This is a genomic window from Micromonospora sp. ABR4_055 (assembly GCF_056160425.1).
This window is the reverse complement of the sequence record NZ_JBSWXD010000036.1, coordinates 12,658-35,712: the sequence shown is the minus strand read 5'-3', so window position 1 is coordinate 35,712 and position 23,055 is coordinate 12,658. Positions and strand designations below refer to the sequence as shown.

Sequence of the window (23,055 nt, the reverse complement as noted above, 5' to 3'; positions counted from 1 at the left end):
GGTAGACGCCGCAGCGGGCGTCAGGGTCGTGATTCCGAAGCCTCAGGATTACATACCCGGTATGCACTCACTCGACCCGAAACTCGGGGCAATATGGACAGGATTTGCACTCAAGGTTGCCGTTCGGCTACTTATAGATCATCTAGGGCTGCGGCAACCCGACCGGCCGCCCACCGGCCAGCCAGGCCACCGCGTCCGCCTCGGCGAGCGGCCGGGAGAATAGATAACCCTGCCCGTAGCCGCACCCCAGGTCTCCGAGGAGGTTCCGGTCGGCTACCGTCTCGATGCCCTCCGCCACCACCTGCAGACCGAGCGAGTGCGCCAACCGGATGATCCCGTCCACCAACGAGCGCTGCCGTTGCGAGAAGGCCATCTCCGCGGTGAACGAACGGTCGATCTTGAGCACGTCGATGGGCAGCTGACGCAGGTAGCTGAGCGAGGAGAACCCCGTACCGAAGTCGTCGATGGCCAACCGGACACCGAGCTCACGCAGCTGCGCCAGGTCCGACCAGACCTGGTCGTCGTTCTGCAGCAGCAGACTCTCGGTCAACTCCAGCATCACCGAGTTCGCCGGCAACCCGGCGGCGATCAACTCGCGACGGACCTTGCCGGTGAAGCCGGCGACCCGGAACTGCCGCGCGGAGACGTTGATGCTGACGTACGGGGCCTCACCCACCGGCAGAGCGGCCCGCCACTGGCTGACAGCGGCGAGCGCCCGGCCCAGCACCCAGTCGCCGATCGGCTCGATCAGCCCGGTCTCCTCGGCCACGTCGATGAACTGGTCCGGCCGCAGCAGTCCCAGGCTCGGGTGCCGCCACCGCAGCAACGCCTCCAGCCCGACGGCGTTGCCGCTGGCCAGCTCGATGATCGGCTGGTACACGACGGCGAAGTCGGACTCCGGCGCCGACCGCTCCAACGCGGTGCGCAGCTCCATCCGCCGGATCAGGCTCACGTGCAATGCCGGCTGGTACCGCCGCCAGCGGCCCTTGCCCGCACCCTTGGCGACGTAGAGGGCGAGATCCGCGTGCCGCAGCAACTCGTCGGTGCCCCCGGCGTCCGAGGTGGTCGCGACCCCGACGCTGACCGCGCCACCGACCATCCGCCCGGCGAGCCGGAACGGCTCGGCGAAGGCGGCGACCACCCGCTGCGCCGCCTGCTCCACCTCGGCCGGGTCAGTCGCGTCATCGACCAGCGCGGCGAACTCGTCGCCGCCGAGCCGGGCGGCCGCATCGGCCGACCCCAGCGTGGCCGCCAACCGGTTCGCCACGGCGACCAGCAGCTCGTCGCCGGCCTGATGGCCCATCGTGTCGTTGACGACCTTGAAATCGTCAAGATCGATGAACAGGACGCCGACCGCGAGTCCGCTGCGCTGGGCGCGGGCCACCGCCTGCTGCACCCGGTCGTGGAACAGCACCCGGTTCGCCAGCCCGGTCAACGAGTCGTGGAACGCCCGGTGCGTCAACTCCTGCTCCAGCCGACGTCGCTCGGTGACATCCCGCAGGGTGAGCACAAGACCGCGTACCGCCCGGTCCGACCGCAGGTCACGGCAGCTCACCTCGACCTGCACGGTGCTCCCGTCGGCGTGCCGCAGCCGCCAGTCCGGCCAGTCGTGCGGCTCGCCGGAGGAGCGGACCAGGGCCAGCCCTTCGAGCACCCGCCCGTGGTCCGGCGGATCGACCAGGTCGGTCAGCTGCCCGCCGTCCGGTGCCGGCCGACCGAGCACCGTCTGCACCGCCGGGCTGGCGTACCGGACCGCGTCGCCGTCGTCGACGATCAGGATGATGTCCACGCTGTTCTGCACCAGGGCGCGGAAGTACACCTCCGCGTCCCGCCGGTTGATCTCGTCACCCAGCCGGATCCGTTCCAATGCCATCGTGGCGTGACTGGCCAGCACCTCGATGGCGTCGCGCAACGCGTTGAGGACGCTGGTCTCGGCCGAGCCCACCAGCACCCCGGCCCGCGGGCCGAGCGCGTCGGGCCGCGGCCGTGCCGGCACCGGACCGGGCGGCCGCTGCTCCGGCAGCACCAACGGGCAGAGCAGCGCGAACGGAAAGGACCCGAGCTGGTGGGCCAGCATCGGCGTCAGAGCCGGCCGACGCAGCAGCCGGGTACGCCGTACCGCTGCGGTCGACGGCAGCAACGTGCCGGTCGCCGTCGCCGGCACCGACGGTCCCCAGACGCTGCTGGCCAGCGCCGGCACACCTCCGGTGCGGTTGAGTACCAGCACCAGACGGTGATCGACACCCTCCGGTACGATCCGGGCCAGCCCGGACCGTACCGCGTGATCCACCTGCGCGGCGTCGGCCGCCGAGACCAAGGCGGCGCACGCGTCCCGCAGCCCCTGCTCCCGGCGGACCGTCTGACGGTGCGCGGCGAGCACGTCGCCGAACCTGCTGAGCACCAGCGCGAAGACCACCGCCGAGGTGATTGCCAGCATCGCCCCGTCACGGATCCGCCCGGTCATCGCCTCGACCAGCAGGATCGACGGGGAGATCATGGTGGCCAGGATCAACAGCACCGCCCACGGCCGGCTGATCCTGCCCTGCTCGATCTCGACCGGCTCGGACAGCTGCGCCATCGACGGATGCAGCCCGGCCGCTCCCCAGGTGAGGTACGTCAGCAGCCAGCCGAGTTCGATCGGCCCGCCCGGCTGCCACTGCTCGCCGAGCGTCGTCAGTCCGTAGAGGATGTCACCGACGAGCATGCCGGCAGCGCCGACGAGCAGCAGCACCAGGGCCGGGGTCCGGGAATTCGTGGCCAGGAGACGAATCATCACGGCCAGAATCAACAGGTCCCCGAGGGCGTACGCGGCGAGCATCGACCGTTCGACCGGCTCCAGCCCGGGAGCGGTGATGTACGGACCGATGATGAAGATCCAGGCGAGCAGTACGGCGGTGCAGACAAACGTGAGGACGTCGAGCAGACGTGACCGGTCGCCGAGCATCCGGCTGCCCTGGGTCAACATGAACAGACCGACGGCGGTGAGGACGAATACCGTCAGATAGCACAGTTCACTGACGATTGTGCCGGGAGAAATCGCGTACGTGGTGTCGCCGGCAGCGAGCATCACCAACGCGGCAGCGAGACTCCACCACGCCGCAGCCCGTTTCGGCCGGTAGCGGCGGATACCGAAGACGATTCCACCAGCGCTCGTGAGCCCGAGCGCCGGCCACAGCACCGGATGCCAACCGGGGGCAAGAAGGATCCCGGCGGACAGCAGGATCATCACCGTGGCGTATCCACTGGTGAGCTTCCGGACCGACACGGGCCTCCCCTCAGGCCGGACGTCGACACGTGGCAACGCCTACAACTGACCCGTCGACGCCCGGACGATCCATTCACCGCCGGGCAAAACATCCACCGCTCGGTTTACCAGTCCGACAACGCGTTGGCCATACTTCTGCCGGGCAATGGTCGGCAACGATGAGACGTCGATCCGGATGGGGCAGTTCACCTGTCACGATGGACGCAGTACCGCCGGAGCAGAGATGGTGAATCGGGCCTCCACGACCGCCTGCACCGTCTGCACCTGCGGGTCGAGGTCGAGCTGTGGCGCGGGATCCGCCATCTCGGTCGCGGCGAACGCTCGGGGGGCGCCACGCAACATCACCGGCTGCGGCCCGGACATCCCGTGGTCGGCCAGTTCCACCAGGCCGGTCACCTCCGCGCCGAGCGCGTCGGCGTAGTCGCGCGCCCGGGTGATCGCCTCGGCGATCGCCGCCCGGCGGGCCTGGCCCAGCTCGGGACTGGTCGGCCGCAGCGACCACCACGGCCCGCTGACCTGGACCTGGTCCTGGCCGGCCAGCCGCATCATCAGCTCACCGAGCACAGTGAAGTCAACGACCGTGACGGTGGTGGTGACGCTGGCGTGGTAGGCGATCACCCGTTCCCCGGAGCGTCGCCACTCGGGCCGCACCAGCAGCGCGCCGGACTCCCGGCGCTCGATCGCCGGCCCGTACCCGTCGATCAGGGTGCGGACCGTGTCGCCCCGCTCGGCGAGCCGGGCCAGGGTGCCGGAGCGGTCCTTGCCCCGGGCGACGGCGGTCACCCCGAACCGGGCCAACTCGGGGGGGACCTCCCGGGTCACCTCTCCGCGCACCGCCACCACCGGAGCATCCATCCGGCCAGCCTAGTCGAGCCGGGCGACCGCCGCCGCCACCCGCTCGTCGGTGGCGGTCAATGCCACCCGTACATGGCGCTGCCCACCCGGGCCGTAGAAGGCACCCGGCGCGACCAGGATGCCGCGGGTGGCGAACCAGTCGGCGGTCGACCAGCTGTCCTCGTCCCGGCTGGCCCACAGGTAGAGACCGGCGGTCGAGTGGGAGATGGTGAACCCGGCCGTGGTGAGTGCCGCCCGGAGCCGGTCCCGGCGGGCCGCGTACCGCCGACGCTGGTCGGCGACATGCTGGTCGTCGAGGAGCGCGGCAACCATCGCCGCCTGTACCGGAGCCGGCACGATCATGCCGGCGTGTTTGCGCACCGCGAGCAGGTCACCGACGAGCCGCGGATCACCGGCGACGAACCCGGCCCGGTAGCCGGCCAGGTTGCTCCGTTTGGACAACGAGTGCACGGCGAGCAGGCCGGTCGGATCACCGCCGCAGACGTCGTCGCTGAGCACCGAGACCGGCTGCGCCTCGAAGCCGAGGGCCTGGTAGCACTCGTCGCTGGCCACCACCGCCCCGCGTTCACGCGCCCAGTCGACGACCTTGCGCAGATGCCCGCTCGGCAGCACCTGGCCGGTCGGGTTGCCCGGCGAGTTGACCCAGACCAGCCGGGCCCGACTGGATGGTCCGAGTGCGGTCAGCGAGTCGGTCCGTACCACCTCGGCCCCGGCGAGCCGGGCGCCCACCTCGTAGGTCGGGTAGCAGACGGACGGCACCACCACCACGTCACCGGGGCCGACCCCGAGCAGGGTGGGCAGCCAGGCGACCAGTTCCTTCGAACCGACCGTCGGGAGCACGCCGATCCGGTCGCCGACGGCGCCGCACTCGCGTACGAACCAGTCCCGGATGGCCTCGCGCAGTCGCGGGGTACCGGCCGTCATCGGATAACCCGGGGTGTCCGTGGTGGCGGCCAGCGCCTGCTGGACCACGGCCGGCACCGGATCAACCGGTGTACCGACCGAAAGGTCCACGATGCCGTCGGGGTGCCGGGCGGCACGCTCCTTGACCGGCACCAGCCGATCCCACGGAAAATCCGGCAGACCGGCGGCCGGTGACCCGCCGCCGGTCGGCGCGGACCGCCCAGTGGCCAAGCCCGCCCGCGCCCCGGTCAGTGCTCGTCCCCGCGCGCCGGCTGGGCCGCGACGAACGGGGTGTCCTTCTCGATCTTGCCGACCTTGGAAGCACCGCCCGGCGAGCCGAGATCTTCGAAGAACTCGTAGTTCGCGGTGGTGTACTCCTTCCACTGCTCCGGCACGTCGTCCTCGTAGAAGATCGCCTCCACCGGGCAGACCGGCTCACAGGCACCACAATCGACGCACTCATCGGGGTGGATGTACAGCATCCGGTTGCCCTCGTAGATGCAGTCGACCGGGCATTCCTCGATGCACGCCTTATCGAGCACATCGACGCACGGCTCGGCGATGATGTAGGTCACTGGCCTTCCTTCCCGCACGACATGCCGCGATCGCCCGCGGCACTGACGAGCCTAGTATCTCGCCGGGGAGGGGGTCGATCGTGCTCCGGCCACAAGATGTGGGACACCGCGTGGTAGTCCGAAAAATTATAGGTGTTGGCGGAGATCGTCCGCTCTATACCGACCTACTCGGCCTGCTGGCCGAGCTGACCGAGACCGAACTCACGGTGCTGACCCGCAACGGGCCGCGCCGGGTCGCACTCGCCGACGTGCACCGCAGCAAGCTGGTGCCGCCGACCGCCAGTCCGGCGGCCCGTCGGGCGGCGGACCGCGAATCCGCTGCCGTCGCCGAGCTGGAACGGGCCGCGAACCAGACCTGGGCGGCGCCGGTACAGCAGCGGCTCGGCGACTGGCTGCTGCGCGCCGCCGACGGCTGGACCGGCCGGGCGAACTCCGCGCTGCCGCTCGGCGACCCCGGCAGCCCCCTGCCGGCGGCGGTGGACGCGGTCACCGCCTGGTACGCCGAGCGTGGCCTGCCGGCACAGGTCAACGTGCCGTTGCCGGCCGCCGCCGAGGTCGCCAGCGAACTCGCCGGTCGGGGTTGGCGCAGCGGACCGCTGGTGCTGGTGCAGACCGTGCTGCTGGCCGACCTGCTGGCCGACGGTGCCGACGATCCACCCGGCGACGCGGCGACGGTACGGCTGGACCGCGCGCCGTCGCCGGAGTGGCTCGCCCTGGTCTCGGCCCGCAAATCGGCCGGTGACCCGCTGCCGGCCGCCGCCCACCGGCTGCTCACCGACGCACCGCAGGTGCGCTTCGCCCACCTGTACGTCGACGGCCGGCTCGTCGCCATCGCCCGGGGCGCTGTCGACGCCGACCACCGGTGGTGTCAGATCGCGCTGCTGGAGGTGCAGCCGGCGGCCCGGCGGCGCGGGCACGCCACCCGGGTGCTGCGGGCCGTCGGCCGGTGGGCCGTCGACGAACTGGCCGTGCCGGCCGCGTTTCTCCAGGTCGAACAGCACAACCCGGCGACCGCCCTGTACGCCCGGCTCGGCTTCACCACCCACCACGTGTATCTGCCGTGGCAGCCGGCGGTCAGCGACGGACCACCCGACGGGGCTTGTTGAGCTTGGTCTCGGCGTACCGTTCCAGCGACTTGGACCGGTGGTCCCAGCCCAGTGTGATCAGCACCAGATAACCGAGCAGCACCCCACCGATGGAGAAGCCGCCGTACAGCCACACCTGGGAGAAGAACGCGCCCGCCCCGGCCGAGAACGGATGGTCGCCGCTGACGAACGGCCCGACGAAGACGGTCAGCACCAGCGCCGCCAGAATCGCTGCCGCGACGTCACCGCTCCACCGCTCGACCGGCCGGTCCCGCCCCCAGACGAAGGCCACCGTGCCGAGCACGACGCCGATCACCACGAACATCACGAACGAGAGCCGGTCCTGCGTCTGCGCGTCGGTGTCGAACCCGAAGCGGACCACCAGCCGGGCCACCACATTGACCGCGAACAGCACCCCGGCGAGTACGCCGACCGGCAGCCAGCGCTGCCTCATCTTTACCTCCCGCACCCAGACCCGCACCGCGTCCACGGCACGCCGGACCGCGCGGGTGTGTCCTCCGGACCACAATTTTCGTACCGAGGATTGTAGGAGCCGACACCCGGTCGCGTCAGCCTCCGTCGCTGCGGCGGGCCGGCTGGGCCAGGATCATCCGGAACGCGAGTACGGCGAAGGCGATCGCCCCGGTGAAGATCACCGCGAAGCCCACCCAGTTGTCGCCGGCCAGCAGAATGTCTCCCTCGGTGGTGCCGCCAGCGGCCAGCACCATCACCGCGAACCAGGCCGCCGCCGGCAACGTCATCGCCCACCGGGCACCCACCGCGCGGATCGCGAACCAGCTCACCAGCACGTTGCCGGCGATCGCCAGCAGCACCGACACTCCGACCAGGTGCCCGCCGACCCGTACCGTGGCCAGCAGCAGCTCCAGAACCGCGGACAGCAGCGCCGCGACCACCGCGACCACCCCGCCGACCGTCCGCAGCCCCACATCCACCAGCTCACGCAGGCCGGTAGGGGCCGGAGCCGACGCCACCGGCGGCGTCGGCTCTACCGCCGACACCTGGCCGGAGACACCGGGCGAGGTCACGGCAGCGGCACCTCGGCGGCCGGCAGCCCGGCGAACAGGTCGGTCTCCCAGCCGCACGGGCCGTCGCCCGGACCCTGCCGGCCGGCGCCGAGGACGAAGTACTCGTAGCCCATGAACTCGCCGCCCACGTTGCCGGCGAGCGCGTACAGCCACGAGTCGTCCGGGATCTGGCTGGCGTGCGCCCGCATGGCGGCCTGCTTCGCCTGGTAGTGGGCGGTGCCGTCGATCCGCGCCGTGATCTGCGGATCGGGGGTGCCGAACGGCAGTTCGTCGACGTGTTCGACGCCGGCGAACGGGTTGTTCGACGCGCCCCGGAACGCGTCGATGCCGGCGGCGAGCACGCTCTTCGGCATCGCGGTGAAGTAGATCTTGTCAGGGGCGACACCCTCGGCGGCGGCCAGCTCGGCGGCGCGCATCGTCACCCGGTGGGCCTGAATGTGGTCGGGGTGACCGTAGAAGCCGTTGTCGTCGTAGGTGACCACCACCTGCGGCCGAGTCTCCCGCAGCACCTCGAGCAGCAACCCGGCGGCCTCGTCCAGATCGGCCTGCCAGAACGCCCGCCGGTGGTCGTTGGTCGGCAGGCCCATCATCCCGGAGTCCCGGTACCGGCCGGCACCGCCGAGGAACCGGTGGTCGGTCACTCCGAGCGCCGCACAGGCGGCGTCGAGCTCGGCGATCCGGTACCCGCCGAGCTGGTCGGCCTGATCAGGGGCCAGTCCGGCGAGGCGCGGCAGGTGGATCTCGCCTTCCTCGCCGAGAGTGCAGGTGACCAGGGTGACCTGCACCCCGGCGGCGGCGTACCGGGCCATCAGGGCACCGGTGCCGATCGTCTCGTCGTCCGGATGGGCATGAACCAGGAGAAGCCGTCGCGCGGCGGCGGGGTCGGTCACTCCGGCAACTTTACGCCGGATGGGCACCGGAGTGGATTACCGGTCTCATCGCTGATCAGCCGGTTCTACGATCCGAGAGTGGAATCTCCGGAGCCTGCCGCCCGTACCCGTGGACCCGTCCGGGGCGCCCCGCACGTGGTGACCGTGGGCGCCGACGGCGCCCGCGTGGTGTTCCTGCGCTCCACCGGCCCGCACGACCCGGCCGCCGGTCTCTGGTCGTTCGAGGTCGACAGCGGCGAGCACCGCCGGATCGCCGACCCGACAATCCTGCTCGGCACCGAACACGCCGCCGGCACCGGGAACACCGCCGGCGTCGGGATCACCCGGTACGCCACCGACCCGGCCGCCCGGGTCGCCGTCTTCGTCCTGGCCGGCCGACTGTTCCGGGCCGACCTGGTGACCGGCGACGTGATCGAGGTACTGGTGGTCGGCTCGGTCACCGATGCCCGGCCGGATCCGACCGGCAGCCGGATCGCGTACGTGTCGGACAGCGACGCGGACCCGGTCGGGCCGGCCGGCGCGACCGGCGGATCCGGCCGCGACGGATCGACCCATGACGGACTCAGCGGCAACGGGCCGGGCGGCGGCCCGGACCGCGACGGTGCCGGCAAGCTCCGGATCGTCCACCCGGACGGCCGTGACGTGCTGCTCGCCGGCGAGGACGGCGACATCACCTGGGCGCTGCCCGACCCGGCTGCGGCCGACTTCGGCCGGGACCGCGGCTACTGGTGGTCACCCGACGGCCAGAGCATCCTCGCCGCCCGGTCCGACCGGTCCCGGCTGCCCCGCTGGCAGTACGCCGATCCGGCGCGGCCCCAGCGGCGGGCCCGCAGCCGGCCGTACCCGATGTGCGGTGGTCCGAACGCCGAGGTGACCCTGCACCTGCTCGACCTCGACGGCGGCTGGGTCGACGTGCACTGGGACCGGGAAACCTACCCGTACCTGGTGTCGGTCGACTGGTCCGACGGCGGCCCACTGATCACCGTGCTGCGCCGGTTGCAGCAGCACGGTCTGGTGCTGTCCATCGACCCACGCACCGGCGAGACCCAGGTACACGCCGAGCTGGCCGACCCCCGGTGGGTGGAGCCGATCCCCGGCACTCCCTGCCACCTGTCCGACGGCCGGGTGCTGGTCGGCGGGGAACTCGCCCACGACGGGTACGACGCCCGCTGCCTGTTCGCCGACGGCACCCTGCTCACCCCGGCGGCGCTGTACGTACGCCGGGTGGTCGGCCGGCTGCCCGGCCGGCACACCAGCCCGGACCTGCTGATCGAGGCGAGTGACGGGGAACCCAGCGAACAGCACCTCTACCGGGTCCGCACCGCGGCCTCCTCGGGTGGCCTGGACGCGGTCCGGCTCACCAGCAGTCCCGGCTGGCATGTCGCCGCGGTCGGCGGTGCCGTACTGGCCGTCGGTTCGGCCACCCTGGACCAGCCCGGGGTGCGTTGGACGATCTACCGGGACGACGCCGAACTCGGCGTGCTGCGGAGCCTGGCGGCCACCCCGGCGGTGACTCCCCGGCCCACGCTGCAACGGGTAACCGACCGCCGGCTGCCGTCCGGTGTGCTGTACCCGCAGTCGCATGTCGCCGGCCGGCGGCTGCCGGTGCTGCTGCAGGTGCACGGCGGACCTGGCCACCAGCAGGTCCGAGCCGAGCGGGCAGGCTGGCTGGCCCGGCAATGGTGGGCCGACGCCGGCTTCGCCGTGGTCACCGTCGACAACCGGGGTACGCCGGGCATCGCGCCGAGTTTCGAGAAGGTGGTGCACCGGCGGCTGGCCGACGTGCTGCTCGCCGACCAGGTAGACGCGCTGACCGCGATCGCGGAGAAACATCCCGACCTCGACCTGGGCCGGGTGGCGGTGCGGGGCACCGGGTTCGGCGGCTGGCTGGCCGGGCTGGCCGCGCTGCGCCGTCCGGACGTGTTCCGGGCCGCCGTGGCGCGCGACCCGGTCACCGACTGGGCGTTGCTGCGCAGCGGGTACGCCGAACGGTTCCTCGGCCTGCCCGAGGAGGGCGGCGAGATCTATCCGCACCACAGCCTGGTGGAGATCGCCGCCGAACCGGTGACCGGCAGCGACGAGCTCCGCCCGCTGCTGCTGGTGCACGGGCTGGCCGACGGCGCCGTGCCGGTGGCGCACACCCTACGGTTGTCCGCCGCGTTGCTGGCCGCCGGCCGACCGCACGCGGTGCTGCCGTTGGCCGCCGGCACCGACCCGGACGCGGCCACCGTGCTGCGCGCCGAACTCGCCTTCGTCCGGCAAGCGTTGGGACCGCTCGGCTGAGCGGCCGCCGGCGGGCGTCGGGATCGCCCGGCCGAGCCGATGTCGCATAAGGTCACAGGGTGACCCAGTTCGAGGTGGCGACGGCCGCCGTGCAGGCGGCACTCGACGCCGGCGCCCGGTACGCCGACGCGCGGGTGATGCACCGCCGTTATGAGTCAATGACCGCACGCAACGGTGAGATCGAGGCGCTGGTTCAGCACAGCGACGCCGGTCTCGGCGTCCGCGCACTGGTCGGTTCCAGTTGGGGCTTCTACGCCGTACCGGATCCGTCGCCGGCGGCGGCGCGGGCCGCCGGTGGTCGGGCGGCGAAGATCGCCGCGGCCAGCGCCCAGGTGCCAGGGCCGCCGATCGACCTGGTGCCGGCCGGGGCCGGCACCGCGAGCTGGGCCAGCCCGTGCCGGGTCGACCCGTTGTCGGTGCCGCTGCCGGACAAGGGCGATCTGCTGGTGTCGGCGACCCGCACGATGCTCGACCACGGCGCCGACCTGGCCGAAGGGCTGTACCAGATCTGGGACACCGAAAAGTGGTTCGTCTCCAGCGAGGGGCACCGGATCGACCAGCGGATCCGCGAGTGCGGTGCGGGGCTGTCCGCGACGGTGATCGGTGACGGGGAGACCCAGCGCCGTTCCTATCCGAGCCACCGCGGCCAGTACGGCACCAGCGGCTGGGAGCTGGTCAACGACCTGGACCTGCCGGCGCACGCCGCGCGGATCGCCGAGGAGGCACGGGCGCTGCTCACCGCGCCGGCCTGCCCGGCCGGGGAGACCACACTGATCCTCGGTGGGGAGCAGATGGCGTTGCAGATCCACGAGTCGGTCGGGCACGCCATCGAACTGGACCGGATCCTCGGCTGGGAGGCCGCCTTCGCCGGCACGTCCTGGCTGGACCTGGCCCAACTCGGCAGCCTGCGGTACGGATCCGAGCTGATGAACGTGACGATCGACCCGACCATCCCGGGCGCGTTGGGCAGTTTCGGGTTCGACGACGAGGGCAGCCCGGCGGTCAAGCGGGACGCGGTCCGGCAGGGCCGGTGGGTCGGCGTACTGGCCGGGCGGGACTCGGCCGCCGTCGCCGGCCTGGACCACGGCGGCAGCGTACGGGCGGACGGCTGGTCGCGGCTGCCGATGGTCCGGATGACCAACGTCGGGCTGGAGCCGGGGCCGCACACGTTGGACGAGATGATCGCGGCGACCGACCACGGGGTGCTGATGGACATCAACCGGTCCTGGTCGATCGACGACAAGCGGCTCAACTTCCAGTTCGGCTGTGAGATCGGCTGGGAGATCCGCAACGGCAAGTTGGGGCGGATGCTGCGCAACCCGACGTACACCGGAATCGGCCCGGTGTTCTGGCGGTCGATGGACATGTTGTCGTCGGAGAGCGTCGCCTGGGGGACGCCGAACTGCGGCAAGGGCCAGCCCGGTCAGGTCGGGCACACCGGGCATCCGGCGGCGCCGGCCCGGTTCACCAACGTCCGGGTGGGGGTACGCGGGTGAGTCTGGACGCGGGGCTGACGGGCGCGGCGACGTCGCCCGCCGAGACCGATCTGGCCCTCCGGGTGGTGGCAGCGGTCCGCCGGGCCGCCGGGCCGGGCGCTCAGGCCGAGGCGTACGTCAGCCACCGGGCGCTGGCGCTGACCCGGTTCGCCAACTCGTTCATCCACCAGAACGTCGCCGAGGCAGTCACCACAGTGTGGCTGCGGCTGCACGTCGACGGCCGGACCGCGATCGGTTCGACCACGCTGACCGGCCCGGACGGGTTGGCCGACCTGGTCGAGCGCACCTTGGCGGCGGCCCGGCTCTGCCCGCCGGATCCGTCCTGGCCGGGGCTCGCCGGACCGGCGCCGCTGCTCGCGGCCGGTTCGTGGGACGAGGCGACCGCGCAGGCCGGTCCTGCGGAGCGGGCGGCCCGGGTGCGGGACTTCGTCGCGGCAGCCGGCGGTCTGGAATGCGCCGGGTTCTGCCGGACCGTGCACCGGTCGACGGGGTTCGCCAACAGCGCCGGGCAGACCGCCGGTGGCCGGGCGGCGGAGGCCGCGATGGACGGGATCGCCCGGACCGACGGCGCCGACGGGGTGGCCCGGCAGGCGGCCGACCGGCTGACCGAGATCGACGGCGCGGCGCTGGGTGCCCGAGCCGCGGTGAAGGCTCGGGCCGGCCGGCACCCGGTCGATCTGCCGCCGGGGCGCTACCCGGTGGTGCTCGAACCGACCGCGGTGCTGGATCTGTTGCAGATGCTGGCCCGGCACGGCTTCGCCGGCAAGGCGCACCATGAGCGGCGGTCGTTCGTCCGGCTCGGTGAGGCCCAGTTCGACCCGGCCATCTCGCTGGTCGACGACCCGGCCACCGGTGGCGGGCTGCCGTTCGACGCCGAGGGCACCCCGACCGGCCGTACGGTGCTGGTGGACGGCGGCCGATCAACGGCGCTCACTCACGACCGACGGACCGCGGCGGCGGCCGGCACCGCTTCGACCGGACACGCGGCACCGGGCAACGTCCCGTGGGGGCCGGTGGGTCAGCATCTGCGGCTGCTCCCGGCCGATGGCTGGCAGTCGGCCAGCGGCGACGGGCCGGCGGCTGGGGGCAGTGCGGCGCTGCTCGGCGGTGCGCAGCGCGGTCTGCTGGTCACCGATCTGTGGTACACCCGGATTCTCGATCCACGCAGCCTGGTGGTGACCGGCCTGACCCGTAACGGTGCGTGGCTCGTCGAGTCCGGTGAGATCGTGGCGGCGGTCCGCAGTCTGCGGTTCACCCAGTCGTATCCGCAGGCGCTCGCGCCCGGTGCGGTGCTGGGCCTGGGCTCGGAGTTGAGCCGGCTGCCGGACAGTTGGGACGACACCTCCTGGCACGCGCCGGCCCTGCACCTGGCGGACTGGCAGATCACCGGCGGCGCCGCCGGCTGACCCCGGCGAAACCTGCGAGATTGACGACGCTAGGCGGATTGCTTAGGTTAGCCATACCTCACTAACTCTGGGGTCCGCGATGGGCGGTGCGGGCTGGTCGACCGCACCGCCCGTCACCCCTGACGACGCGTTCGCTGTCAATCTGTGACCGACGCCGCTCGGGATCCAGTGAGCTTCTGCACATCCACCGCCCTAGCGGCGGGCCGGGCTTTCGTAACCGACGCGATACCGGCAAGACTCCCTTGCGCATACGGCCGCCGGTACTGGGCGTAACGTGTGCACCGGACCAGCGCCCGCCGATGCGTGTGGTGCGGGTTCCGGAGCACGCGGTCGCACGGCATCTGGGCTCTGCCCTGCTACGCCACAGACCGGCCGAAGATATCCGGGTCCGCCCTTGCACGGGTCGGGCCCCGTCAGGGAGACAGGATGACGACTACGGCAACGATGCCGGGGCAGGCGCGGGCGCGCGCCGCCATCGCGGCGAAGACGTTGCGCACCGACCGGTGGTGGCTACCCCCGCTGATCACCGTGATCGGACTCGGTGCCTGGGTCACCTACGCCACCGTCCGGGTATTCATGCACGACTTCTACTGGGTCCAGGAGCACCACTACCTCACCCCGTTCTACTCACCGTGCGTCACCGAGCGCTGCGTACCGGAGGCGGCGCACTTCGGCCGGTTCCTACCCGGCTGGTGGATCATCCCGGACGCGGCGCTGACCCTGCCGTTCCTGCTGCTGTTCCGGCTGACCTGCTACTACTACCGCAAGGCCTACTACCGGGCGTTCTGGCTGAGCCCGCCGGCCTGCGCGGTGCCGGACGGCCACCAGCGCTACACCGGCGAGACCCGCTTCCCGCTGGTCTTCCAGAACGTGCACCGCTACGCCTTCTACGCCGCCGCGATCATCTCGCTGATCAACACCTGGGACGCGGTCCTCGCCTTCGACGGCGAGAACGGCTTCGGTGTCGGCCTGGGCAACGTCATCCTGCTCGGCAACGTGATCATGCTGTGGGCGTACACGCTGTCCTGCCACTCCTGCCGGCACATCGCCGGTGGCCGGCTGAAGCACTTCTCCAAGCACCCGGTGCGCTACCGGATCTGGACGTTCATCTCCAAGCTCAACGTCCGGCACATGCAGTTGGCCTGGATCACCCTCGGCACGCTCGCGCTGACCGACTTCTACGTGATGGCGCTGTCCGCCGGCTGGTTCGGCGACCTGCGGTTCTTCAACTAAGGGCTTGGACGATATGACTACCCGAATCGAACGACACCACTACGACGTCGTGGTCATCGGCGCCGGCGGCGCCGGGCTGCGGGCGGCGATCGAGGCCCGGCTGGCCGGCAAACGTACCGCGATCATCTCCAAGTCGCTGTTCGGCAAGGCGCACACGGTGATGGCCGAGGGCGGCGCGGCGGCGGCCATGGGCAACGTGAACAGCCGCGACAGCTGGCAGGTGCACTTTCGCGACACCATGCGCGGCGGCAAGTTCCTCAACAACTTCCGGATGGCCGAACTGCACGCCAAGGAGTCACCGCAGCGGATCTGGGAGCTGGAGACGTACGGCGCGCTGTTCGACCGTACGAAGGACGGCAAGATCTCGCAGCGCAACTTCGGCGGTCACGAGTACCCGCGACTGGCCCACGTCGGTGACCGCACCGGCCTGGAGCTGATCCGTACCCTGCAGCAGAAGATCGTCTCGCTGCAGCAGGAGGACAAGCGGGAGTACGGCGTCCACGACGCCCGGATCAAGGTCTTCGCCGAGACCACCATCACCGAGCTGATGCTGGAGGACGGGCCGGACGGCCCCCGGGTCGCCGGCGCCTTCGGCTACTACCGGGAGAGCGGCGAGTTCGTGCTCTTCGAGGCGCCGGCGGTGGTGCTGGCCACCGGCGGGGTCGGCAAGTCGTACAAGGTCACCTCCAACTCCTGGGAGTACACCGGCGACGGGCACGCGCTGGCCCTGCGGGCCGGCGCCACTCTGATCAACATGGAGTTCCTGCAGTTCCACCCGACCGGCATGGTCTGGCCGCCGTCGGTCAAGGGCATCCTGGTCACCGAGTCGGTCCGGGGCGACGGCGGCGTGCTGCGCAACACCGACGGCAAGCGGTTCATGTTCGACTACGTTCCCGACGTGTTTCGCAAGCAGTACGCGGAGACCGAGGAGGAGGCGGACCGCTGGTACACCGACCCGGACAACAACCGGCGTCCGCCGGAGCTGCTGCCCCGTGACGAGGTCGCCCGCGCGATCAACAGCGAGGTCAAGGCCGGTCGTGGTACGGAGTCCGGCGGCGTACTGCTGGACATCGCCAGCCGGCTCCCGGCCGAGGAGATCCGTCGCCGGCTGCCGTCGATGTACCACCAGTTCAAGGAGCTGGCCGACGTCGACATCACCAGGCAGCCGATGGAGGTCGGGCCGACCTGCCACTACGTGATGGGTGGTGTCGAGGTCGACCCGGACACCGCCGCAGCGGCCGGCCGGATCAGCGGCCTGTTCGCCGCCGGTGAGGTCTCCGGCGGCATGCACGGCTCCAACCGCCTCGGCGGCAACTCCCTGTCCGACCTGCTGGTCTTCGGCAAGCGGGCCGGTGAACACGCGGCCGCGTACGTCGGCGGGCTGGACCGGCGGCCGAAGGTCTCGGCCGACGAGGTGGAGCAGGCGGTGGACCAGGCGCTGGCGCCGCTGTCGCGCGACACCGGGGAGAACCCGTACACCCTGCAGCAGGACCTGCAGGCGGTGATGGGCGACCTGGTCGGCATCATCCGGCGCGAAGGTGAACTGGCGGATTCGCTGGTCAGGCTGGCCGAGCTGCGCGAGCGCGTGGTCAAGGTCAGCGCCGCCGGCGGCCGGCGTTACAACCCGGGTTGGCACCTGGCGCTGGACCTGCGCAACATGCTGGTGGTGTCGGAGTGCACCGCCAAGGCCGCGCTGGAGCGCACCGAGTCCCGCGGCGGGCACACCCGCGAGGACCACCCGACCATGGCCCCGACGTGGCGCACGGTCAACCTGGTCTGCTCGCTGGACGGTGACACGGTCAAGCTGGAGCCCAAGCCGCTGCCGAAGATGCGCCCGGAGCTGATCAAGCTCTTCGACCGGGCGGAGCTGGCCAAGTATCTGACCGACGAGGAGTTGGCGGAGTTCGACGCGCTGGCGCAGGACGCGCTCGCTGAGGAGGCGGACAACTGATGGGCACCAAGCGCCACTTCAGGGTGTGGCGGGGCGACGAGACCGGCGGCGACCTGCAGGACTACCAGGTGGAGGTGAACGAGGGCGAGGTTGTCCTCGACGTCATCCACCGGCTGCAGGCCACCGAGGCTCCGGATCTGGCCTGCCGGTGGAACTGCAAGGCCGGCAAGTGCGGCTCCTGCTCCATGGAGATCAACGGCATGCCGAAGCTGGGCTGCATGACGCGGATGTCGACGTTCGAGGAGAACGAGACGATCAGCGTCAGCCCGCTGCGGACCTTCCCGGTGATCCGCGACCTGGTCACCGACGTCTCGTTCAACTACCAGAAGTCGTTGGAGACGCCGGCGTTCAGCCCGCCGGAGGACCTTGCCCCCGGCGAGTACCGGATGCAGCAGGTCGACGTGGAACGTTCGCAGGAGTTCCGCAAGTGCATCGAATGCTTCCTCTGCCAGAACACCTGCCACGTGGTACGTGACCACGAGGACAACAAGACCGCGTTCTCCGGTCCCCGGGTGTTCATCCGCGCCGCCGAGCTGGACATGCATCCGCTGGACACCAGGACCGACCGCAAGCAGTACGCGCAGGCGCAGCAGGGGCTGGGCTACTGCAACATCACCAAGTGCTGTACCGAGGTCTGCCCCGAGCACATCAAGATCACCGACAACGCGATCATCCCGATGAAGGAACGCGTCGTCGACCGGCGGTACGATCCCCTCGTGTGGCTCGGCAGCAAGATCTTCCGGCGGGGACAGAACGGCACGGCGGCGAGTGGACCGGCGCTCGGCGAGTCCGGCCTGGACCAGCCGGCCGCCACGACCGCCGGGCTGCCGGCGGACGGCGACCACAGCGCGGCGGCCGACGCCGAGCGCGGGGTCAACTGGCACCGCCAGGTGCCCCGCCCGCAGGCGGCGGCGGTGGACGAGAAGGGCCACCTGCCGATCAGCGAGCTGGCGTTCGACAAGCCGGCCGCGCCGTCGCCGTTCGGCGAGGACGTCACTTTCCCACTGCCGGACAAGTCGCTCAACTACCACCACCCGGACCAGGACCGCTGAGCCGGTCTCACCCGGACCAGGACCGCTGACCGCCCCTCCCGGTGCTTCGTGCGCCGGGAGGGGCGGTTTCTTTCCGTGGTCGCCGGGGTTGCCCGCCAGCCATTGACGGTCGTAACATCCTCGGCGGAGCCGGGAACGGACCTTGTCCACCGTTTCCGTCGTGGGGCGGCGTCGGGCCGCCGGACCCACGGCACCAGCCTGTACTGCGGGCTGCTCGCCGAAGGACTCCCCCACCATGATCCCGCTCCGCCTCCGGCGCCACCGCCTGCCCGCACTCGTCGTCGCCGCCCTCGTCGTCGCCGGCGTGACCGTCGTCTGGCTGGCACCGGACGCCGACGCCAGCGAACTCTGCGGGCGGGCCGACACGATCGACATCACCGACAAGCGGTACGTGGTGATGAACAACATCTGGGGTGCGGACACCCCGCAGTGCCTGACCGTCGACGCGGCCGGCCAGTTCGAGGTGACCCACACCGAGCACGACAAGCGGGACGGCTCCGCCGTCGCCTACCCGACCATCTACCAGGGCTGCCACTGGGGCAACTGCACCGTCGGCAGCGGCCTGCCGATCAAGGTACGGCAGTTGCGCTCCGCCCGGTCCGACTGGACGATCGACACCCAGGACGCCACCGGCCGCTGGAACGCCGCGTACGACCTGTGGTTCCACACCGACGCCAACGCCCACCGCTCCCCCGACGGCGCCGAACTGATGGTCTGGCTGGATCGGGCCGGCGGGGCCGAGCCGGCCGGGACGCTGGTGGCGCGGGGAGTGACCCTGGCCGGGGCGACCTGGGACGTCTACTACGCCGACTGGCACTGGAACTACGTGGCGTACGTGCGTACCACGCCGGTCGACGAGGTACGGGACCTGGAGTTGGCGGCGTTCACCCGGGACGCGGTGGGCCGCGGCTACCTCGACCGGGACTGGTACCTCAGCGGGGTCGAGGCGGGTTTCGAGATCTGGCACGGCGGTGCCGGGCTCACCTCCCGGGCGTTCCAGGTCGCGATCAACCTCTGATCGTCGGTCGCGCCGTCGGTCATCGAGCCGAGAGGGAGAGTGTCGCGCCGATGTGGCCGTCGTTCTCGACCGACTCCGCCAGGAGCCAGGCGACCTGCGTACGAGCCACTTTCATGCTGCGGGTCGCACCGGTGGTCGAGACGAACGGCGGCTCGGCCGGGTCGTCGTCGGTGAGGTTCACCGGTTGAACTGCGGTCCAGTCCAGGCCACTGGACCGCACGATCCGCTCCTGCCTCTCGGTGTCGACGATCTGCGGTCGTAGGAGGACCCAGAAGACCAGACGCTGGAGCATGGGCAGGTGCGTCCGGGTGGGTCCGACGCCGTACGACGTCTGCACCACCAACCGGCGTACGCCGTGACGACGCATCGCCTCGACAACGACACCGGTCCCCCGGGAACGGACATCCAGCGGCGTGTGCGCCGGACCACGCAGCCTGACCCCCACCGGGTTCTCGCTGATGCCCAGCGTGACGATCACCGCATCCTGACCACGCACTGCCTTGTCGACGTCACCAGGGTCGGTGGCGTCGCCATTCACCCCGCGCAGCAAGCCGCCATCGACCTGCCCGGCCACCGTCGTCGCGTTCCGCGAGAACGCGGTGACCTCATGGCCCCGGTGGCCGAGTTCCCGCACCGTGGCACGGCCGGACCCACCGGATGCACCGACCACCAGTACCTTCATCGCTGCTCCCCCTGTCGTCGTTGCCGCCAGTGCGCGGCTCCCCATCGACAAAATCAGTTCCGGGTCGGCGAGGATATGATCGGGAAACGCGAAAGTATGCTCGATCGTCCAGGAATCGCGATGGTGAAACTCGAGGTCGATGCGCCGTGGGTGTCGGTGGACCCGGTCGGGGAAGCACTGCACCTGCTGCGGATGACCGGGATCTTCTACTGCCGCACCGAGGTCAGCGCCCCATGGGCGCTGGAGATGCCGCCGTTCGGCGATTGTCTGAGTGTCCATGTCGTGACGTCCGGTGGCTGCTGGCTACGTGTCGGGGACGCGCCACCACTGCAGTTGAGCGCCGGCGACCTCGCGCTCGTGCCGCATGGCCGTGGGCATCTGCTGATGAGCAGCCCACAGACCGGACAGGCCGGAAAGGCCGGACGGGTCGACCTGCTACCGCAGGAACATCTCAACGCGCACTACTCGATACTCCGTCACGGTGGCGGCGGCGAGACGTCCACGCTGGTCTGCGCAGTGGTGTCGTTCGAGGGGCCGGCCGCTCACCAACTCGTACGGCTGCTGCCACCGGTCATCCATGCGACCGGGTCGGACCCGCGGACCAGTGGCTGGATCGGTGCCACCCTCGCGTTGCTGACCAGCGAGGTGTCGGACCTTCGCCCGGGCGGGGAAGCCGTCACCACCAGACTCGCTGACATCCTGGTGATCCAGGCAATCAGGTCATGGATCGACAGCGACGACCCGCAAGCGCGAGCCGGATGGCTCGGCGCGCTGTCAGACCCACTGATCGGGCGGGCCATCGCGGCGATCCACCGCGAACCCAGCCGTACCTGGACCGTCGCCTCGCTGGCGCGCGTAGCCGCGATGTCGCGGTCGTCGTTCGCAGCCCGGTTCACCCGACTCGTCGGTGAACCGGCACTCCAGTACGTCACCCGGTGGCGGATGCACGTCGCGCTCGCGAGGCTCGAACAGGGCCAGACGACGGTTCGCGAACTGGCCGGCCAGTCCGGCTACGGATCGGAAGCCGCGTTCAGCCGGGCGTTCAAACGCATGATCGGAGTCGCTCCCGGCTCGGTCCGCGGTAGTCGCGACCCGAGTGCCGGCCCGCACTGAAATCACAGCACCCGGCATCAGCCGTCGTGCGGCCTGCTGCCGGCGTGCAGCAACGGACGGAGCTCGGCGACGATCGGCTGATCTGCGGGCAGCCAGGTGACCTGATCGAGTTCGTCGGCCGCCAGCCAGCGCAGAGCTGAGTGCTCGAGCGCGGTCGGCTGCGCCGGTCCGAGCAGTCCGGCGAGGTAGACCCGCAGCACCGACCGGCCGTGGCCGAGCGGCTGGTCGGGGCCGACCCGGTCACCCACCGTGATCGCAACCCCGAGTTCCTCGCGGCACTCACGGATCAGGGCATCGGTCTCGGTCTCGCCGCTCTCCACCTTGCCGCCGGGAAACTCCCACTTGCCGGCCGCGCCCGGTGGATGGGTCCGGGCACACGCCAGCACCCGACCGTCAACGACGATCGCCGCCCCGACCACCACCTGACGCCTCGCCCGCCCGCTCCGCACAGCAGATGAGCCTGCCAGATCAATCAGCATTTCGGGTAACCCTGCTGACTGCTAGGACAGCAGATGACGGAAGGGTGGACGTGGACACACCAACCAGTTAGCGGCCAGACTGGGGACCACCGACCAAGACACAGGATGGCGACGATTTGGCCACAAGCCGGCAACGACGCCTGGGAGGTGTGGCTTTGCGAGCACTCTGGTCCAGCCGGACCGGCCGCGACTACCTTAGCGATGCGCTCACGCAACTGGACGGGTGGACGCAGGACGGCCAGCAACTCCGGCGAACCCTGCTGCTCGACGACAGCCAGCACGCCGAGCTCACCGAGCGGATCAAGGTAGCAGCCGACGCCCTGCACCTGCGGCCCGACGTACGCCGAGCCGACGGACAGACCCAGATCCGGCTCGGCTCCCCCGACGGCGACAAGATCACCGACGGCGACGTCGCACTCGCGGCCCGCATCGAGGACGCCTACCGTACGGTCGTCGACCTGCGCTGATCCCGCGTCCCCCGCACGGATCACCGCTGACCGCAGCGACCTCGCTCATCGCTGGCGTGGTTGTGCCCGCCGCCTACCCTCGGGCACATGGCGAACGTGGCGTACGACCGGCGGGAGCAACTTCGGCAGATCGAGAGCGGGCTGCTCGACGGGGAGCAGGTGATCGCGGTCTACGACGCGATCGGCACCGGCACCGGCTTCATCGGGCTGACCAACCGCCGGGTGATCATCCAGGACAAGTCGTTCGTCGGCAAAAAGGTCGCCATCACCAGCATCCCGTACTCGAAGATCACCAGCGTGAGCGTAGTGAGCAACAAGTCCTGGGGCGGCTCGTACTTCTCGTCCGGCGCCATCGCGATCAACGTCGGCACCCACACCTACGAGGTCGAGTTCCGTGGCGACCAGAAGTCCCACCACGTACACAACGTGATCCTGCACTACATCTCGTGACCGACCGCGGGACCGACAGACAGCAGGGCTGACCGCTCGATTATGTCCATCCCGCGCTCAACCTAAGCGGCTTCCGGCTTCTCCGGCTCGACACCGCCGGCTCGCAGGATCCGCCGGACCTGTTCCCGGCCGTAGCCAGTCACCCGAGCGATCTCGCCCACGCGGGCACCGCCTCGGTATGCAGTCACGATTGCGGCCGCAAGCCGCTTCCGTACCTGTGGCACCTCGGCACGCGCTGAAGCGACTTCCGCGAGCCCATCCTGCACGCGTCGGAGCGCAGCCCGGTACGCCTCCGCTGCCGCCTCAAGGTCACCTGCCACGGCGGAAGGTGCCTCAGGGCTTCGGGTCTGGCGTAACGAACGTGCCGCGACCGGCGAAGGTGACCACACGGCCTTCCTCGCGTAGCACGTCAAGCGCGGCCCGCACGGTGCCACGCGCCACGAGGTACGTCTGCGCCAACGTCACCTCACCAGGCAGCTTGCGCCCCGGCAGCCAATCGCCGCTATCGATCTGCGCGTTGAGCGCATCGGCCACCTGCTCGGCAAACGAACGCGGCGACCACGGGTCGACCATGCTCACAGGCTGCCACCTGTCCAGCCGACCGATGCTATCCATTCAGTTCACCAGCCCAAAACCCACCCGCACCGCGGATTCCCAGACGAAGCGCGCGGCGATACGACGCCTCCTCAGGAGCCGTGGTCGGTCCGAGAGTGCTGCCGGGGCACGGGACGGTGCAGATCTGGGCCGACGCCGGCTCAGGCGGAACCGGTCAGCGGGTGGATGTTGCCGTCGACCGCCTTCGGTTG

At 70.7% G+C, this 23,055-nt stretch carries 20 protein-coding genes and 2 pseudogenes; 12 read left to right on the top strand and 10 right to left on the bottom strand.

From position 1 onward, the window contains the following. Positions 1–142 precede the first annotated feature (142 nt). The 4 genes from ACXAHD_RS11350 to fdxA all read right to left on the bottom strand — a co-directional run bounded on the left by ACXAHD_RS11350 (position 143) and on the right by fdxA (position 5,598). Complete coding sequence (locus ACXAHD_RS11350) at positions 143–3,265, bottom strand: putative bifunctional diguanylate cyclase/phosphodiesterase (protein ID WP_475050281.1); 3,123 nt, start codon at positions 3,263–3,265, stop codon at positions 143–145. Positions 3,266–3,457: 192 nt separating this feature from the next. Continuing rightward, complete coding sequence (locus ACXAHD_RS11345; RefSeq protein ID WP_289212232.1) at positions 3,458–4,120, bottom strand: SIMPL domain-containing protein; 663 nt, start codon at positions 4,118–4,120, stop codon at positions 3,458–3,460. Positions 4,121–4,129: 9 nt separating this feature from the next. Further along, entirely contained in the window at positions 4,130–5,254 is a 1,125-nt protein-coding gene (gene dapC, locus ACXAHD_RS11340; RefSeq protein ID WP_475050277.1) for a succinyldiaminopimelate transaminase, read from the bottom strand. 17 nt (positions 5,255–5,271) lie between these two features. Then, a complete protein-coding gene (fdxA, locus tag ACXAHD_RS11335; protein ID WP_281553375.1) occupies positions 5,272–5,598 on the bottom strand; it encodes a ferredoxin in 327 nt (108 codons plus the stop codon). An 80-nt stretch (positions 5,599–5,678) separates the two neighbouring features. On the opposite strand from fdxA, the gene ACXAHD_RS11330 reads away from it, so the two are divergent. Further along, entirely contained in the window at positions 5,679–6,704 is a 1,026-nt protein-coding gene (locus ACXAHD_RS11330; RefSeq protein ID WP_281553374.1) for a GNAT family N-acetyltransferase, read from the top strand. Here the strand turns inward: ACXAHD_RS11330 and ACXAHD_RS11325 are convergent. The 3 genes from ACXAHD_RS11325 to mshB all read right to left on the bottom strand — a co-directional run bounded on the left by ACXAHD_RS11325 (position 6,673) and on the right by mshB (position 8,619). Further along, entirely contained in the window at positions 6,673–7,137 is a 465-nt protein-coding gene (locus tag ACXAHD_RS11325) for a hypothetical protein (RefSeq protein ID WP_281553373.1), read from the bottom strand. The genes ACXAHD_RS11330 and ACXAHD_RS11325 overlap by 32 nt on opposite strands. 115 nt (positions 7,138–7,252) lie before the next feature. After that, positions 7,253–7,729: a hypothetical protein gene (locus ACXAHD_RS11320; RefSeq protein WP_281553372.1), complete on the bottom strand. Its 477-nt coding sequence runs from the start codon at positions 7,727–7,729 to the stop codon at positions 7,253–7,255. After that, positions 7,726–8,619, bottom strand: coding sequence for an N-acetyl-1-D-myo-inositol-2-amino-2-deoxy-alpha-D-glucopyranoside deacetylase (mshB, locus tag ACXAHD_RS11315; protein ID WP_281553371.1), 894 nt, complete (start codon positions 8,617–8,619; stop codon positions 7,726–7,728). Before mshB ends, ACXAHD_RS11320 begins: the two co-directional genes overlap by 4 nt. 78 nt (positions 8,620–8,697) lie before the next feature. Here mshB and ACXAHD_RS11310 point away from each other — a divergent pair, with 78 nt between their 5' ends. From ACXAHD_RS11310 to ACXAHD_RS11275, 8 genes and pseudogenes are all read left to right on the top strand, one after another. Beyond that, on the top strand, positions 8,698–10,902 hold the full coding sequence (locus tag ACXAHD_RS11310; RefSeq protein ID WP_289212231.1) for a S9 family peptidase: 2,205 nt from the start codon (positions 8,698–8,700) through the stop codon (positions 10,900–10,902). A gap of 59 nt (positions 10,903–10,961) precedes the next feature. Then, the gene (locus tag ACXAHD_RS11305) at positions 10,962–12,398 is read left to right on the top strand and encodes a TldD/PmbA family protein (RefSeq protein WP_281567452.1); all 1,437 of its coding nucleotides are present in this window, start codon (positions 10,962–10,964) and stop codon (positions 12,396–12,398) included. Between the two features lie 14 nt (positions 12,399–12,412). Further along, positions 12,413–13,804, top strand: a complete 1,392-nt coding sequence (locus tag ACXAHD_RS11300) for a TldD/PmbA family protein (protein WP_281567490.1) — start codon at positions 12,413–12,415, stop codon at positions 13,802–13,804. 426 nt (positions 13,805–14,230) lie between these two features. Further along, positions 14,231–15,037, top strand: a complete 807-nt coding sequence (locus ACXAHD_RS11295) for a hypothetical protein (RefSeq protein WP_281553368.1) — start codon at positions 14,231–14,233, stop codon at positions 15,035–15,037. A gap of 13 nt (positions 15,038–15,050) precedes the next feature. Continuing rightward, on the top strand, positions 15,051–16,988 hold the full coding sequence (locus ACXAHD_RS11290) for a fumarate reductase/succinate dehydrogenase flavoprotein subunit (RefSeq protein WP_281567453.1): 1,938 nt from the start codon (positions 15,051–15,053) through the stop codon (positions 16,986–16,988). Continuing rightward, positions 16,988–17,740 (top strand): annotated as a pseudogene (locus tag ACXAHD_RS11285) (succinate dehydrogenase/fumarate reductase iron-sulfur subunit); the annotation flags it as partial. The gene ACXAHD_RS11290 and the pseudogene ACXAHD_RS11285, both read left to right, overlap by 1 nt. Positions 17,741–17,833: 93 nt before the next feature. Beyond that, positions 17,834–18,040, top strand: a pseudogene (locus tag ACXAHD_RS11280) (succinate dehydrogenase/fumarate reductase iron-sulfur subunit); the annotation flags it as partial. Between the two features lie 235 nt (positions 18,041–18,275). Then, entirely contained in the window at positions 18,276–19,058 is a 783-nt protein-coding gene (locus ACXAHD_RS11275) for a GH12 family glycosyl hydrolase domain-containing protein (protein ID WP_281567454.1), read from the top strand. A gap of 19 nt (positions 19,059–19,077) precedes the next feature. On the opposite strand, the gene ACXAHD_RS11270 is transcribed toward ACXAHD_RS11275, so the two are convergent. Then, positions 19,078–19,923: an NAD(P)-dependent oxidoreductase gene (locus ACXAHD_RS11270; protein WP_281553364.1), complete on the bottom strand. Its 846-nt coding sequence runs from the start codon at positions 19,921–19,923 to the stop codon at positions 19,078–19,080. Between ACXAHD_RS11270 and ACXAHD_RS11265 the strand changes: the two genes are divergently transcribed. After that, positions 19,861–20,853: an AraC family transcriptional regulator gene (locus ACXAHD_RS11265; protein WP_475050269.1), complete on the top strand. Its 993-nt coding sequence runs from the start codon at positions 19,861–19,863 to the stop codon at positions 20,851–20,853. The two genes, ACXAHD_RS11270 and ACXAHD_RS11265, sit on opposite strands and share 63 nt — an antisense overlap. A gap of 17 nt (positions 20,854–20,870) precedes the next feature. Here the strand turns inward: ACXAHD_RS11265 and ACXAHD_RS11260 are convergent, their stop codons facing one another. Further along, entirely contained in the window at positions 20,871–21,332 is a 462-nt protein-coding gene (locus ACXAHD_RS11260) for a (deoxy)nucleoside triphosphate pyrophosphohydrolase (protein ID WP_278167161.1), read from the bottom strand. Between the two features lie 155 nt (positions 21,333–21,487). Between ACXAHD_RS11260 and ACXAHD_RS11255 the strand changes: the two genes are divergently transcribed. Continuing rightward, a complete protein-coding gene (locus tag ACXAHD_RS11255; RefSeq protein WP_281567456.1) occupies positions 21,488–21,799 on the top strand; it encodes a 4a-hydroxytetrahydrobiopterin dehydratase in 312 nt (103 codons plus the stop codon). Positions 21,800–21,886: 87 nt separating this feature from the next. Next, positions 21,887–22,249 (top strand): PH domain-containing protein, encoded by a 363-nt coding sequence (locus ACXAHD_RS11250; RefSeq protein WP_123605368.1) that lies wholly within the window; start codon positions 21,887–21,889, stop codon positions 22,247–22,249. A 333-nt stretch (positions 22,250–22,582) separates the two neighbouring features. On the opposite strand, the gene ACXAHD_RS11245 is transcribed toward ACXAHD_RS11250, so the two are convergent. Continuing rightward, positions 22,583–22,822: a GntR family transcriptional regulator gene (locus tag ACXAHD_RS11245; protein WP_281567491.1), complete on the bottom strand. Its 240-nt coding sequence runs from the start codon at positions 22,820–22,822 to the stop codon at positions 22,583–22,585. Positions 22,823–23,055 lie beyond the last annotated feature (233 nt).